The organism is Bosea sp. F3-2 (genome assembly GCF_008253865.1).
Classification (GTDB): domain Bacteria; phylum Pseudomonadota; class Alphaproteobacteria; order Rhizobiales; family Beijerinckiaceae; genus Allobosea.
Genome location: NZ_CP042332.1, coordinates 128,469 through 142,522, shown reverse-complemented (window position 1 = coordinate 142,522; position 14,054 = coordinate 128,469). Strand labels below are relative to the sequence as shown.

Genomic DNA, 14,054 nt, shown 5'->3' with positions numbered 1-14,054 from the left:
GGGCATGAGTCCTCTGCCAGCGCCGCCTCGACGGCTTCGGATTCGGGCCTGACGGCCATCAACTGCTGTCGATTTCTTGTGGCGACCGGCGACGCCGAGCGGGTCGTCGACCGGCCTTACCGCGGCGGTGAGCTGGCCGGCTTATCCATCGCGAGCTGCTGTCGGCGCTCGCGAAGCAGGCTGAGGAGCTGCAGCAGGGTGGCGGCGGCACCGAAGGCAAGGCCCAGCGAAACGACCGCTGGCCAGCCTCCGGCCTGCCAAGCCGCGGTCCCGGTCGCCGAGCCGAACGCTCCACCAAGGAACATCGCACCCATCAGGATGGTATTCAGCCGGGCGCGCGCTTCAGGTCGTAGGGCAAAGACGATGTGCTGGTTCGAGACCAGGGCCGACTGCATCGCGAAATCGAGCAGCACCACGCCGACGACGAGTCCGGAAAGCGAGGTCCAGAGGCCGAAGACGAGCCAGGAGACCAGTGTCAAGATCGCCCCCATCGCGACGACCGGAGCCGCACCGTGCTTGTCCGCGAAGCGGCCGGCGAGTGGGGCCGCGAAGATCCCGACGGCGCCGACGATTCCGAAGAGACCCGCGACGTCGGCGCCAAGTCCGAAAGGCGGCGCTTGCAGACGGAAGGCGAGGACGGTCCAGAAGGTCGTGAAGGCGGCGAAGATCAGGGCCTGCGTGAAGGCGGCTAGCCGCAAGGCCGGGAATTCGCGCCACAGATGCAGGATCGAATGGAGCAGACTGCCATAGCCGAGCTGCGAGTCGGGCTTGCTATGCGGAAGCTTCAGCATCATCAGGGCCCCGGCCGCGAGCGCCATCGGCACGCCTAGCCAGAACATCTCCCGCCAGCCGCCATGGGTCGCGACGAAACCGGCCAGCGTCCGGCTCAGCAGGATGCCCGTCAGAATGCCGGCCAGAATCGTACCGACGGTGGCTCCGCGCCGCTCCGGCGAGGAGAGATGGGCCGCGAGCGGGACGATCTGCTGAGCCACTGTCGAGGCGAGCCCCACGACCAGCGAGGCAAGCACAACCAGGAGGGCGCTCGGCGCGATCGCGGCCAGAACGAGGGCGAAAGCCAGGATGGCGAACTGGGCCACGATCAGGCGCCTGCGCTCGACGATGTCGCCGAGAGGAACGATCAGGAAGAGTCCCGCGGCGTAGCCGAGCTGTGTGGCAGTTGGTATCAGGCCAGTCAGATTGCCGGGAAGCTCGTCCTCGATCAACCCGAGCATCGGCTGGTTGTAATAGATGTTGGCGACGGCGATGCCGGCGGCGCTGGCCATGGCGTAAATCAGAGGCCTGCTCATCGCGCTGGGGCGTTGTTGTGCATCCGGTGGCTGATCCATCGTCGATTTTCCTTTGATAAATATCCGGATCGTCGAGGTCGACCGACGCGAACGGCACTGTCCGGCAAGCTGTATCGTTCGCTTAGGAATAGGGCTTGGACACGCGCGTAGCTCTAGCGCTTGCGAATGCCTCTCTCACACTTGCGTATGATTGCGTGCCCTTGGCCTGGTCGTAACTTCTGCGGCCGGAGGACTCGTCGCCCCGACCGCGGCTGAATGCGCTCCTCGCGGCTATCCAGAGGGCCGCCATTCGGATTGCGATGCTGGTGTCGCTTGTCAGGCCGTGGCTGTCGTACCGCGCACTGGCCCAAGGCTTGGATAATCCGTGTACCCCGTCGCTGCGCCGCCAAAGAAGGTCGTGCGGTCAGCATCGTTGAGCTCAGCTCCGCGCGCGAAACGCTCCGGCAGATCGGGATTGGACAGGAAAAGCTTGCCGAAGGCGATGATGTCGCCCCGGCCATCTGCAAGGGCGCGTTCGGCGCCGGCCTGATCATAGCCGCCCGCTAGCATCAACGTGCCGGAAAAGCGTTGGCGCATCAGTCGCACGATCGCGTCCCAGCGCGGGTCCTCTGCCGTGTCCGTTTCCGTTCCCATAGTCGATGGTTCGACGACATGGAGATAGGCTAGTTTCCGTCGGTCGAGCTCAGCGGCTATATAGCCGAAGGTGTCTTCGGGCGTCTCATCGCCCATCCCCAAAAACCGACCCATCGGCGTCAGTCGGACAGCGACCCGCGTGCTGCCGATTGCCGCCGTCACCGCATCAACCACTTCCAGCAGCAGTCGCACGCGGTTTTCGACGCTGCCACCATAGCGGTCGGTGCGGTGGTTGCTGTTGGTATTGATGAACTGGTCCAACAGATAGCCGTTGGCCGCGTGGATTTCGACGCCGTCCATGCCGGCCCCGATCGCGTTGCGCGCGGCCTCGGCATAGTCGGCGATGATCGCCTCGATGCCTGCGATCGTCAGTTCCTGTGGCACGGGCACGTCGGCCCAGACGCCATTGCCGCCTTCGTCGATAATGAAGGTCTTACCCGGTACCGGCATTGCGGTGGGCGCTACCGGCAGGGCACCCTCTGGCTGGAATATGGGATGCGAGACGCGCCCGACATGCCAAAGCTGCATGAAGATGCGGCCGCCTTCCGCATGCACCGCAGCCGCGACCTTAGACCAGGCGACTATCTGAGCGTTGTCATGGATACCCGGCGTCCAGGCATAGCCCTGACCCTGTTGGGAGATCTGGGTGGCCTCGGTGATGATGAGCGCCGCCCCGGCGCGCTGCCGATAATATTCGACGGTGAGCGGCGTCGGCACGTTACCCTCGCCGGCGCGCGAACGGGTCAGCGGCGCCATCGCGACACGATGTGGGAGTGTCATGCCTGCGAGGGCGATCGGGGAGAAGAGGGAGGGCTTCATCGCGGTGTTTCCTGCTCGGCGCCAGTGGGGCGCCCGTGGACTGCGATCAAACTTCCTCCTTTTATCGCGGACTTATAATCCCAGGATATTCGCGATGTCTGTTGCGCGCTACGCAACGAAGCACGGGGACTGCGTGGGCGCTATGCACGATCCCAGTAGGGAGGCGAACCGAAGCTTTCAGCCAGAAAGTCCGTGAAGGCGCGCACCTTCGCCGAGCCGCGTCGGTCGGGAAGATAGATCGCGTGGATGCCGGCGTCCGACTGCGCTGACGCCGAGATTCGCCCGGTATTTGGCTCCCAGCCCGGCAAAACTGGCCGCAGCCGCCCTTCTGCAAGTTCCTGCCCGATGAGCCATGTCGGCATCAGGATGAGACCCAGACCGGCCAGCGCGACCTCCTTGAGCGTCTCGGAGTTGTTGGCTCGCACTGTGCCACGCACGCGCACCTGCTCGTCGCGCCCGTCTTTCGAGAAGCGCCACGTGCGATCGCCGGTGGCGTAGGAGAAGGTCAGGCAGTTGTGTTTTGCAAGTTCTGCCGGCGCGGTCGGCTCGCCTTGTGCGCGGAGATAGTCGGGGCTCGCGCATAGCAGGCGACGGTGCGGCGCCAGCCGACGCGCGATCATGCTCGACGATTCCAGACTGCCGAGCCGGATGGCGACGTCGATCCTGTTCTCGACCAGATTCACCACCTCGTCGGTCATGACAAGTTCGGTCTCGATGTGCGGGCATGCCTTGAGGAATTCGGGAAGGAACGGGGTGACGTGCAGGCGGGCGAAGGTCACAGGCAGGCTCACCCGGAGCAGGCCACGGGGAGGGCCGCCGCGCTCGCTGATGCTGCGATTGGCTTCCTCGACATCCGACAATATGCGGACGGCCTGAACATAATAGTCCTCCCCGGCAGGCGTCAGCGTCACGCTGCGCGTCGAGCGGTTGAGGAGCACCGTCCCGAACTGCTCCTCGATCGCATCGACCTGTCGCGTCAGCGACGATGTCGCCAATCCGGCCTTGCGTGCTGCCGGCGCGAACCCGCCTTCGTCCGCCACCGCAACGAACGCCTTCATCGCGCCGAACAGGTCCATGGTTCACCTTTGCGCCCGATGTGGCAGCTTTGACCGCAACAGGTCAGCGGGGACGCGCGTCAGCGTCCGGTCGAGATGGCGGACTGGGGACGTTCGTCACCGTCCCCAATGAGCGCCGGCAGCCACCGAGACTGGCCTCATCAGACCGCATGATTCTATGAATGACGCCAATTGCGCACGATTTTGGCAGGGCATCCATTTTTGGACGCGTCACTGGTTCCGGGCTCAAACCGGTTCTCCGGCCAGAACCGCGGATATCCCGCCCACGAACATCTTGACCTTCATCTCGACGATCGACCTCAGATCGCCAACCGGCATCTGATAAATGAATTTTCGCACGCCGAGATAGAAGATGCTCGCGTGCAAGCTCCAGATCGCTTCGATCTCCAGATCCGTAATGGGGAGCTTGTCCGACGTCGGACGGCCGTACTCCGTTCTCAGCTGATTAATGATCACCCCGAAGATCTTGCTCTTAAGCAGATCGAGATACCGCGTGTTGAAGTCCAGGCCCTTGAGGCCCGCGAACATGAAAAGCCTAATCCATTCATACGTTAGAATGACCTGCGCATAGTCGACGTAGAACGCGACGAACCTGTCATTCAAAGGCCGCGTTTCGTCGAGGATCAGCTCTTCCCAAAAGGGGTTCCAGCGGCGCAGGAAAACCTCCTGGTAGACGCGTTCGACCAAGGCATCCTTGGTTGGAAAATAACGATAGAGCAGCGGCTGCGTAATGTTCAGCCGCTTCGCCAGTTCTCTCGTCTGCCCTTCGAACCCGAATTGCGCGAAGAACTGTATCGCCTCGCGGACGATTTCCTCCTCCCGTTTGGCAGGGGGCAATCTCTTTCCAACGCCGGTCGTGTTGCCCACTCGTGGGCCGAGAGCCGGGCCGCTCTTCTGCGAGGCGAAGCCACCATTGGGGAAGTTGCGGTTCTCGTCGGTCGCCATCCCAGCAATTTATCATTCGCTCTCTTTTTGGCAACGTTGAATTCCGCTTATCGGCCGCTGCGGCCAAAAATTGTGCTTGACTCGCAATTTGTCGGATGAAATAAAATGATCAAACGATAAATAACAAGATCACTAGGGAGACGATCATGCTGACGAGAAGAAGTCTCGTGGCGGCGGGCGCCGCTATGGCCACATTGGCTGCGACCCGTGGAAGCCGGGCTCAGGCCAGCCCGATCCGGATCGGAATGCTCACTGTGAAGTCGGGTGCTCTCGCCTCGGGCGGCCGGCAGATGGAGGACGGCTTTCGCCTCTTTCTTCGGGAACGGAACAATCAGATCGCCGGTCGGCCTGTCGAATTCATCGTCGCAGACACAGGCGGGCAGCCGGCTCTCGCCAAGACCCGGGCCCAGGAGTTGGTCCAGCGCTCCAATGTTCATCTTGTCGTCGGCCCTGTTGCGGCCTTCGAGGCGCTGGCGATCAACGACTACTTCGCTGAGGCCGAGATTCCATTTCTCTGCGCCTCCGCTGCCGCCGAAGACATGACCCAGCGCAAGGTCAATCCGTGGTTCGTCCGGACGTCCTCGACGTCCGCCCAACCTTGTCATCCGCTGGGCGAATACGCAGCGCGCGAACTGGGGTACCGGAAGATCATCACGATTGCCGACGATTTTGCGTTCGGACAGGAGCAGACGGCAGGCTTCCAGCGGGCTTTCGAGGCGGCCGGAGGGAAGATTGCCACCAAGCTCTGGGCGCCGCTGAACGCGGCCGACTATGGATCGTATATCTCCCAGATCACTGGGGCGGATGCCGTCTTCGCAGCCTTCGCCGGTGCCAACGGCCAGCGCTTTCTCCGGCAATACGCGGAGTACGGCCTGAAGCAGACAACTCCCATTGTGGCCGCCATGACGACGGTCGATGAAGGCGTCCTTCACAGCATGGGTGACGAAGCTGCTGGCATCATTTCGGCCGGCTGGTATTCGGCTGCACTCGAGAGCGAACCAAACCAGCGTTTCGTTGAAAAACTGCGCAAGGAAACCGGCAACGACCCGGGGTTCTATTCGGTCGGCTCATATTCGGCGGGCCTGGCCTTAGAAAAGGCCCTTGTCGCGATAGGCGGCAAGATCGAAGACAAGGCCGCATTCATGGCTGCACTGCGACAGGTGCGCGTCGATGACGATCCCCGCGGACCTTGGCATCTCGATGAATATGCCAACCCCGTCCAGAATATCTACATTCGCCGAACCGAGAAAAAGAACGGGCGGCTGATGAATACGGTCATCGAAAGCTATCCGAATGTGTCCCAATTCTGGAACTACGATCCGGAGGCGTTTCTGAAGGCGCCGGTTTATTCCAGAAACGACCCAGCAAAAATCTGATTTCTTGCCGCTTTCTGTCGAAGGAACCTCGTCGCATGATCGTCGACGCGCATAATCACGTCATTCCGAAATCCATCGTCGATCTGCTCTCGTCCAATCCGGAGCCCTTCGGCGTCACGACCGACAATTCGTCGGGCGCAGCTCGGATGATCCATCGTGATGGCTTTGCCTACCCTCTGTTCGACGAATTCGTCGAGCCGGCCGAGAAGCTGCGCCAACTCGGCCAGCGCGGTTTTGACAAGGCGATCATCTCGCCTTCGCCGACCCTGTTCTTCTATCGGATCGAGGGATCCCGCAACGCCGAGTTCGTCAGACGCGTCAACGAAGAGGTCGCCGCTTTCGCAGCCGTCGATCCCACGCGGATGCGAGCCATGGGGACGTTGCCGATGCAATCCCCTGAAGCGTCGATTGCGGAACTCGACTACCTCGTCAACGACCTCGGCATTCGCTCGGTCATGATCGGCTGCCACATCGACGGAGTCCAGCTGGCGGCGCCTCAGTTCCGCGACGTCCTGCGTCGGGCCGAGGAGTTGGACGTTTTCATCCTCGCCCATCCCTACTACTTCGGGTCCAAGCCCGGCCTCGAGGACTACTATCTCACCAACCTGATCGGAAACCCGCTCGATACCGCAGTGATGGCCGCCCATCTGATTTTTGGCGGCGTCATGGACGAACTGCCGGAATTGAAGCTCTGCCTGTCCCACGCGGGCGGCTTCCTGCCCTATCAGATCGGCCGCCTGGTGCACGGTTGGAACGTCCGCCGCGAAGCAAAGACGACAACGGCGTCGCCCAAAGATCTGCTCCGGCGCTTCTACTTCGACACCATCACTCATGATTCGGCTGCCCTGGGATATCTCATCGATTTCGCCGGCGAGCAGCACGTTCTTCTCGGCACCGACCTGCCGTTCGACATGGCCGACGTCACGCCTGTTTCCACCCTGCGCGGCGTGAAGGGCCTTTCTGAAGAGGCCTTCGCCCTGATCAGCGGCGGCAATGCAATGCGCCTGATCGGCGCCTGACAACAAGCGGGAGGCTAGAATGGGACTGCGACTGCACAGAGCCTTGGTGTCGCCTTCGACGCCGGTTCGAGGCCTATTCGTCGATGGCATCGCGCATGATCCGGGTCCGCGCGAGCTTATGGATATTCACTCGCCCGGCACCGGTGAGGTGATCGACCGCGTCATCGAGAGCACGAGCGCCGACGTGGACGTGGCGGTCCGCAGCGCAGCCGCGGCGTTCCAGAGCCCCGACTGGGCGAAGATGTCGGTTCGCACGCGGGGGCGTCTTGTCAACAAGCTCGCCGACGTCATGGAATCCCACCTCGATGAACTCTTCGAGCTGGAGACGCTGAATAACGGCCGCCCCGTTCGCGAAACGAGGGCTCAGCTCGCCCGCGTACCGGACCTGTTTCGCTACAACGCCGCATTGGCCATCGCCCGCCGGGACGACGTGATTCCCGTCGAAGGCGACTACCTGACCTATACGCGGCGCCTGCCTGTCGGAGTGGTGGCCAACATAACGCCTTTCAACCACCCTTTGCTGATCGCATCCCGCAATCTAGCCCCGACCTTTGCATCGGGATGCACGACGGTGGTGAAGCCATCGGAGTACACGCCGCTGACGACGCTGCGCCTGGCCGAGATTTTCTCCGAAGCAGGGCTGCCGCCCGGAGTATTCAATGTCGTATGCGGCACAGGCGCCGGTGCCGGCAAGGCGCTCACTGAACACCCCCTGATCCGGAAGCTGGTCTTGACCGGTGGCACCACGGCAGGGCGGCTGGCGGGCGCCGCCGCGGCCAGCAACTTCGCGCGGCAGACGCTCGAGCTCGGCGGCAAGACGCCGGTCGTCGTCTTCGAGGATTTCGACCTCGACCAAGCCGTGAACTATGCCGCGTTCGGCGCCTTCGTCGGTGCGGGACAAACATGCGTCTGCGCTGCACGGCACATCGTCCAGTGCTCGATCTACAACGCGTTCGTCGAGAAGCTTGCGAACAAGGCGCGGTCGATCAAAGTCGGAGATCCATTCGACGCGGGAACCCAAATGGGCCCGGTGATCTCACCACGACAGCGCGATCGCGTGCTCGATTTCGTGCGGATCGGGACGGCGGAGGGCGCCCGTCTGGTGGCGGGGGGGCGTGTGCCTCCAACCTTGTCCGACCAGGCGGGGTATTTCGTCGAGCCGACCGTCTTTGCCGACGTGCAGCCGCATATGCGGATCTTCCAGGAAGAAGTGTTCGGTCCCTTCACCGTCGTAGCGCCGTTCGACACGGAAGAAGAGGCCATTCGCCTGGCCAACGACAGTCCCTATGGTCTTGCCGCGGCGGTCAGGACCCGGGATGTCGCCCGGGCCCACCGCGTCGCCGACCGGATCGAGGCCGGCATCATCTGGATCAATGACCATCATCGCGTCGATGCGGCCTCGCCCTGGGGTGGCTTCAAGCTCTCCGGAATGGGGCGCGAGTTCGGGAAAGAGGCGTTCGACGCCTATTTCGACGTCAAGGCCGTCATGGTCAATGTCGGCGACGCTCCCTTCGACTGGTTCGATCTCGAAGCCGCCGACGTCCGTCTGAACTGATCTTCAGGTCCGCGACGAAAGCATCGTCGCAGCAAAGGCACGCAGCAATGTTCTGGGCAAATGGGCTCCTCAACAGCCTGGCTTTCGGATCTCTCCTGTTTCTTCTCTCCGCGGGCTTCTCGCTCATTTTCGGGCTGATGCGGGTGGCAAATCTTGCTCATGGCGCCTTCTTCATGCTGGGCGGTTATGTTGCGACATCCGCGGCCGGCGCGGGGTTCGCGGCATCGATCGTTGCCGCGGGCCTCGCCGGAGCGCTCTTTGGCGGCCTCGTCGAGCGCCTTCTGATCCGCCGGCTGGCGGGGCGAGAACTGGCTCAGGTCCTGGGCACGCTCGGGTTGGCATTCATCATCGCCGATCAATGCCTCCTGGCCTGGGGTGGCGATCCCATCGCCCATCCCGCGCCTGCCGGGTTGCAGAGCGCCGTTCGCATCGGCTCGTTCGCGTTTCCCGCCTATCGCCTCTTCCTCATCGTTCTGGCGGCTCTTGTGGCCGCGCTGCTCTGGCTGCTCATCGAACGCACGACGCTGGGCGCCAAGATCCGCGCCGCAGTGGATGATCGGGAAATGGCCCGGGCGACCGGCATTCCCGTGTCGCGCCTCTTCACGATCATTTTCTGTCTCGGCTGCGCCTTGGCGGCAATGGGCGGCGCGCTGGCAGCGCCCGTGATGTCGGTCTATCCCGGCCTGGACTCAGAGATGCTTCCGCTCGCGCTCCTCGTCGTTATCCTGGGTGGAATCGGCAGCCTGGGCGGCGCTTTCCTCGGAAGCCTCCTGATCGGCATCATCTACACCTTTGGCCAGATGCTGTTGCCTGATCTCGCCTACGTCATCCTGTTTCTGCCGATGGTCCTGGTCCTCGCGGTGCGCCCTCAAGGTCTTTTCGGAAGGCAAGTCGCATGAAGACGATCATTGCGGCCCTCCTGATGGCCGCCATCCTGATGTTGCCCTTGATCTTGCCGAGTGCCTTCTACGTCGGCATCGCAACGCAAATCCTGATCTATGGATTGTTTGCGGTCAGCGTGAACGTGATCGCAGGCTACGGTGGCATGGTGTCGCTCGGACATGCGGCATTTCTTGGCATCGCCGCATATGCGTTTGCGCTGCTGACGACCGTCAGCGGTCTGTCACCCTTGCCGGCAATCATCGGGTCGCTCGCATTGACGACTGCCACGGCGGCATTGTTCGGGCTGATCGCCCTGAGAACGACCGGCCTCGGCTTCCTGATGATCACGCTCGCGCTGGGCCAGATCGTCTGGGGAGTGGCATTTCGGTTCGTCGACCTCACCAATGGCGACAACGGCATTTCCTTGCCGCGATCGTCCGCGAGCGCCGCTGTGGTCAGTCCGACCGTGTTCTTCTACGTCTGTCTGGCCACGCTGGCTGCGACCATGGGCTTCCTCGCACTCCTCATGCGATCGCCGTTCGGGGCGTCGATAGAGGGTGTGCGCGACCAGCCTCGGCGGATGAGCACCTTGGGCTACGATGTCTGGGTCATCCGCTACGTGACTTATGTGGTTTCGGGGTTCGTCGCCGGCGTCGCGGGCATTCTGTACATCCACCTGTTTCGCTTCATCAGCCCGCATGCGCTCTCGCTGACTGTTTCCTCGGAAGCGGTGCTGATGGTGATTGCCGGCGGGATCGGAACGGCGTTTGGCCCCTTGATCGGCGCGGCTCTCGTCGTTCTCCTGAAGAACGTCGCAAGCGCCTACACCGATCGGTGGCCGACGCTGCTCGGCATCATCTTCCTGTTCATCATCGTCGCCGTGCCGGAAGGGCTGGTTCCCGGCCTCAGGCGCCTTGGCACCAAGGCCTCGACTATCTTGCGTCCGAAGGCGGTGGTGTCGAGCCGCGTCGTGCGGGCAGATCAAAAGGGAACGCGCTGATGGCAACGCTCGAGATTGCCAACCTGAAGAAAAGCTTCGGAGGACTGCATGTCATTCAGGATATCTCCTTTCGTGTCGAAGCGGGCGAGCGGAGATTGATCATCGGGCCCAACGGGGCGGGGAAAACCACACTGTTCAATCTCATCGCTGGAGATATTCGCCCCAGCGACGGCTCGATCGCGCTTGCCGGCGACGACATCTCGAAGCTTCCGACATTCCGGCGCGCCGCGTACGGGATTGGGCGAACCTTCCAGATACTGACGCTGTTTTCCCGTGAGACGGTTATTCGAAACGTCATCCTCGCCATGCTCGGAAGCGATGCGCGGCGCTGGAATCCCTTCGTCCCGATCGATCGCGATGCCGGTTTGCGCCAGCGGGCCATTGCGATTTTGACCTCTGTCTTGCTCGACCAGATCGCCGACAGGCCGGTCTCCGAGGCCTCCTATGGAGAGAAGCGACGCCTGGAGATCGCCATGGCGCTCGCGCAACAGCCGAAGCTGCTGCTTCTGGACGAGCCGCTCGCCGGATTGTCCGGGGAGGAGCGAAAGACCGTGTCGAAACTCTTCGAGAAACTGCCGCGGTCGCTCACCGTGATCATGATCGAGCACGATATGAATGTCGCGCTCGCCTTTGCCGAGAAGATTGCCCTGTTGCAGCACGGAAGGCTTCTCGTCGACGGCACGCGGGATGAAGTGATCGCCGACCCCAGGACGCGGGAGGCCTATCTTGCCCAATAAATTCGCGCTGACCCTGGCCGCGGTGAATGCCTATTACGGCGACAGTCACATCCTTCGAAACGTGTCGTTTCATCTGCCCGCAGGTCGAATTCTGGCACTCCTGGGACGCAACGGCGCCGGCAAGTCGACGTGTATGAATACGATCGCGGGTCTCCTTCCAGCCCGGAGCGGTCGGATCGTAGCGGATGGAGTCGATATTGCCGCCTGTTCGCCGGAGGCGATCTGCCGTTCGCGGGTGGCGCTGATTCCCCAGGGCCGAAGGATATTTCGTAGCCTCTCCGTGACGGAAAATCTGCTCGTCGCGCGGCACAAGCCTTCTTCCACAGACAGCGTCGAATGGGATGTCGACGCGATATTCGGGCTGTTCCCTCGATTGAAAGAACGCCACGCGAACCACGCCGGCAACCTTTCCGGCGGTGAGCAGCAGATGCTCGCCATCGGCCGCGCGCTGATGACCAATCCCAAGCTCCTGCTGATGGATGAGCCAACGGAAGGTCTCGCACCGCAAATTGTCGCCGAGGTCGGCCAGATCGTCAGGCAGTTGAGAACCGCAGGTTTGTCGATCGTGCTCGTCGAGCAGCACACCACTTTTGCGCTCCGGCTGGCCGACGAGGTGGTCATCATGAGCACTGGAGAGATCGTTGCGCGCGGCTCGGCCGCGGCCATCGTCGAGGACAGCGCGCTGCTGGAAACCCACCTCGGGGTGCACTGAAAACAAGCCAGCGCGCACATCGAAGAGTGTTGCGAGTCAACCGGATCTCGCTTATATTTATCAATAGATAAATAAAAAGCCTGAGCAGCGGCAAGCGAGCCGATGAGGAGGATCGACGATGAGTCATGACAGCAGCAGCGCGCGCAATCGCCGCCCTCACGCTCTGGTCGTGGGTGGATCCATGGGTGGGCTCTTCGCCGCACTTCTCCTGCTTCGCCGCGGATGGACGGTCGACGTCTACGAGAGGATCTCATCCGAGCTCGGCGGACGCGGGGCAGGCATCGTCACGCATGCCGAACTCTTCGATATCCTCGATGCGTGCGGCATCGACAGCGAGAGCGCGAAGATCGGCGTTTCAGTGGCGGGGCGCCGCGTCTTCTCCGGCGAGGGCGACCTCATCGGTGAACAGGCCCTACCTCAGGTTCTGACGTCGTGGGGCCGGCTCTATGCGCTGCTGAAGGAGCAGCTTCCCGAGGGCATCTATCATCATGGCTGCAACATCGAGAACGTGACGACCACGGAAGATGGCGTAGTCGCCCATTTTGCCGATGGTTCAAGGGCCGAGGGCGACGTCCTGATCGGAGCTGACGGCATTTTTTCAACGGTCCGGGCCAAATTCCTGCCTGACGTAGCCCCAACCTATGTCGGTTATGTCGCCTGGCGTGGGCTGGTCGATGAGAGCGACCTGACGCCCGCGACCCGCGCGGCACTGTGCGACCATTTCGCCTTCTCCTTACCGCCCGGCGAGCAGATGCTGGGCTACCCTGTCGCCGGAGCCGATGAATCCATCGAGGCGGGGAAGCGGCGCTTCAACTTCGTTTGGTATCGTCCCGCCGGGCAGGATGGCGCGCTCCGCGAGCTGCTGACGGATGTCGATGGTGTCGAGCACGCCTTGTCCATTCCCCCGCATCGCATCAGGCCCGTGGTCATCGATGATCTTCGCCGCGCTGCGGTCGACCTTCTCGCCCCGCAATTTGCCGAAGTCGTGCTGCGCACGCAGCAACCCTTCATTCAGGCCATCCAGGACCTGGAGACGCCGGCCATGGCCTTGGCCGGGCGGATCGCCCTGATCGGCGATGCAGCATTCGTCGCGCGCCCGCATGTCGGCATGGGCGTCACGAAGGCTGCTGGAGATGCCCTGGCCTTGGCCGATGCGCTCGCCAGTTCACCCGACGATATCCCGAAGGCGTTGGCCCGCTTCGACGCTGCGCGCTTGCCGTTTGGTCGCGCCGTGATCCGCCGTGCCCGGCACCTGGGTGCGTATATGCAGGCCCAGATCGCGACCGACGAAGAGCGCGCTATGGCCGAGAAGCACCGTCAACCCGAGGCCGTGATGTCGGAAACCGCCGTTGCGACCGGTATCGCTGCCTGAGGAAGCCACCACCAGCCCGAAGGCCGACCTGGCCATGTCTAGCAACGGAGGAAAGTCATGGGGATAGCAATCGTACCGAAATGGCCGGCAGCGCCGCAGAATCTGTCGGAGCAACTACGATCGGAATTCGCGGCAAACGCCGGGAATGGGCGCGTTGGAAGCCGCCTGGTTTCGGAATCGGAACGAGTCCGCGTCTGGACCCTGGTTTTGCAGCCCGGCGAACGGATCGGCTTCCATACTCACGTGCTCGACTACTTCTGGACCGCGGTCACGCCAGGGCGTGCACGCTCCCACTACTGGGACGGACGCGTCGCCGAGGTCAGTTACGCCTCCGGAGACACCCAGCACCATCATTACGAGGCGGGAGAGTTCATGATCCACGACCTCGAGAATATCGGCGACACCGAGCTGGTCTTCACGACCGTCGAGTTCCTGGACAGCGTCAATGCCCCGCTGAAGGTAAATTGAGCGGCGTAGTTCAGCATCCAGCGCAAGCACTGACCCAAGTCGCTGATTATCATGCGATCAAATATATCACGCTGAATATCCTGCGGGGGCATTCCGGTTCCGCGCTGCGCTGATCGGCCCACGTTCCCCAAACGGGACTCGCCACAGATCGAA

At 62.5% G+C, this 14,054-nt stretch carries 13 protein-coding genes; 9 read left to right on the top strand and 4 right to left on the bottom strand.

Annotated features, from left to right (window positions below; genetic code table 11):
* Window positions 1-116 precede the first annotated feature (116 nt).
* The 4 genes from FQV39_RS30330 to FQV39_RS30315 all read right to left on the bottom strand — a co-directional run bounded on the left by FQV39_RS30330 (window position 117) and on the right by FQV39_RS30315 (window position 4,780).
* Entirely contained in the window at window positions 117-1,346 is a 1,230-nt protein-coding gene (locus FQV39_RS30330; protein WP_248313551.1) for an MFS transporter, read from the bottom strand.
* A 276-nt stretch (window positions 1,347-1,622) separates the two neighbouring features.
* On the bottom strand, window positions 1,623-2,759 hold the full coding sequence (locus FQV39_RS30325) for an alkene reductase (protein WP_149134205.1): 1,137 nt from the start codon (window positions 2,757-2,759) through the stop codon (window positions 1,623-1,625).
* A 140-nt stretch (window positions 2,760-2,899) separates the two neighbouring features.
* Window positions 2,900-3,835 carry a LysR family transcriptional regulator gene (locus FQV39_RS30320; RefSeq protein WP_149134204.1) on the bottom strand — a complete coding sequence of 312 codons (936 nt, stop codon included), beginning with the start codon at window positions 3,833-3,835 and terminating at the stop codon, window positions 2,900-2,902.
* A 225-nt stretch (window positions 3,836-4,060) separates the two neighbouring features.
* Window positions 4,061-4,780 carry a TetR/AcrR family transcriptional regulator gene (locus FQV39_RS30315; RefSeq protein WP_149134203.1) on the bottom strand — a complete coding sequence of 240 codons (720 nt, stop codon included), beginning with the start codon at window positions 4,778-4,780 and terminating at the stop codon, window positions 4,061-4,063.
* A 146-nt stretch (window positions 4,781-4,926) separates the two neighbouring features.
* Between FQV39_RS30315 and FQV39_RS30310 the strand changes: the two genes are divergently transcribed.
* The 9 genes from FQV39_RS30310 to FQV39_RS30270 all read left to right on the top strand — a co-directional run bounded on the left by FQV39_RS30310 (window position 4,927) and on the right by FQV39_RS30270 (window position 13,901).
* Entirely contained in the window at window positions 4,927-6,156 is a 1,230-nt protein-coding gene (locus FQV39_RS30310; protein WP_149134202.1) for an ABC transporter substrate-binding protein, read from the top strand.
* Between the two features lie 35 nt (window positions 6,157-6,191).
* On the top strand, window positions 6,192-7,175 hold the full coding sequence (locus FQV39_RS30305) for an amidohydrolase family protein (protein ID WP_149134201.1): 984 nt from the start codon (window positions 6,192-6,194) through the stop codon (window positions 7,173-7,175).
* Window positions 7,176-7,194: 19 nt separating this feature from the next.
* Window positions 7,195-8,730: an aldehyde dehydrogenase gene (locus tag FQV39_RS30300; protein WP_149134200.1), complete on the top strand. Its 1,536-nt coding sequence runs from the start codon at window positions 7,195-7,197 to the stop codon at window positions 8,728-8,730.
* Between the two features lie 47 nt (window positions 8,731-8,777).
* Complete coding sequence (locus tag FQV39_RS30295; RefSeq protein ID WP_149134199.1) at window positions 8,778-9,629, top strand: branched-chain amino acid ABC transporter permease; 852 nt, start codon at window positions 8,778-8,780, stop codon at window positions 9,627-9,629.
* Window positions 9,626-10,612 carry a branched-chain amino acid ABC transporter permease gene (locus FQV39_RS30290; RefSeq protein ID WP_149134198.1) on the top strand — a complete coding sequence of 329 codons (987 nt, stop codon included), beginning with the start codon at window positions 9,626-9,628 and terminating at the stop codon, window positions 10,610-10,612. The genes FQV39_RS30295 and FQV39_RS30290 overlap by 4 nt, the downstream gene beginning before the upstream one ends.
* Window positions 10,612-11,349, top strand: coding sequence for an ABC transporter ATP-binding protein (locus tag FQV39_RS30285; RefSeq protein WP_149134197.1), 738 nt, complete (start codon window positions 10,612-10,614; stop codon window positions 11,347-11,349). Before FQV39_RS30290 ends, FQV39_RS30285 begins: the two co-directional genes overlap by 1 nt.
* Window positions 11,339-12,061 carry an ABC transporter ATP-binding protein gene (locus FQV39_RS30280; protein ID WP_472840678.1) on the top strand — a complete coding sequence of 241 codons (723 nt, stop codon included), beginning with the start codon at window positions 11,339-11,341 and terminating at the stop codon, window positions 12,059-12,061. The genes FQV39_RS30285 and FQV39_RS30280 overlap by 11 nt, the downstream gene beginning before the upstream one ends.
* A 118-nt stretch (window positions 12,062-12,179) precedes the next feature.
* Complete coding sequence (locus FQV39_RS30275) at window positions 12,180-13,433, top strand: FAD binding domain-containing protein (protein ID WP_149134195.1); 1,254 nt, start codon at window positions 12,180-12,182, stop codon at window positions 13,431-13,433.
* A gap of 57 nt (window positions 13,434-13,490) precedes the next feature.
* Entirely contained in the window at window positions 13,491-13,901 is a 411-nt protein-coding gene (locus FQV39_RS30270) for a cupin domain-containing protein (protein ID WP_149134194.1), read from the top strand.
* Window positions 13,902-14,054: the final 153 nt, after the last annotated feature.

Excerpts from the sequence above, each read along its gene's own strand:
- FQV39_RS30285 (WP_149134197.1), top strand. The coding sequence starts at position 10,612 with ATGGCAACGCTCGAGATTGCCAACCTGAAGAAAAGCTTCGGAGGACTG.
- FQV39_RS30310 (WP_149134202.1), top strand. The coding sequence starts at position 4,927 with ATGCTGACGAGAAGAAGTCTCGTGGCGGCGGGCGCCGCTATGGCCACA.
- FQV39_RS30330 (WP_248313551.1), bottom strand. The coding sequence starts at position 1,346 with ATGGATCAGCCACCGGATGCACAACAACGCCCCAGCGCGATGAGCAGG.
- FQV39_RS30305 (WP_149134201.1), top strand. The coding sequence starts at position 6,192 with ATGATCGTCGACGCGCATAATCACGTCATTCCGAAATCCATCGTCGAT.
- FQV39_RS30270 (WP_149134194.1), top strand. The coding sequence starts at position 13,491 with ATGGGGATAGCAATCGTACCGAAATGGCCGGCAGCGCCGCAGAATCTG.
- FQV39_RS30325 (WP_149134205.1), bottom strand. The coding sequence starts at position 2,759 with ATGAAGCCCTCCCTCTTCTCCCCGATCGCCCTCGCAGGCATGACACTC.
- FQV39_RS30315 (WP_149134203.1), bottom strand. The coding sequence starts at position 4,780 with ATGGCGACCGACGAGAACCGCAACTTCCCCAATGGTGGCTTCGCCTCG.
- FQV39_RS30300 (WP_149134200.1), top strand. The coding sequence starts at position 7,195 with ATGGGACTGCGACTGCACAGAGCCTTGGTGTCGCCTTCGACGCCGGTT.
- FQV39_RS30295 (WP_149134199.1), top strand. The coding sequence starts at position 8,778 with ATGTTCTGGGCAAATGGGCTCCTCAACAGCCTGGCTTTCGGATCTCTC.
- FQV39_RS30320 (WP_149134204.1), bottom strand. The coding sequence starts at position 3,835 with ATGGACCTGTTCGGCGCGATGAAGGCGTTCGTTGCGGTGGCGGACGAA.
- FQV39_RS30290 (WP_149134198.1), top strand. The coding sequence starts at position 9,626 with ATGAAGACGATCATTGCGGCCCTCCTGATGGCCGCCATCCTGATGTTG.
- FQV39_RS30275 (WP_149134195.1), top strand. The coding sequence starts at position 12,180 with ATGAGTCATGACAGCAGCAGCGCGCGCAATCGCCGCCCTCACGCTCTG.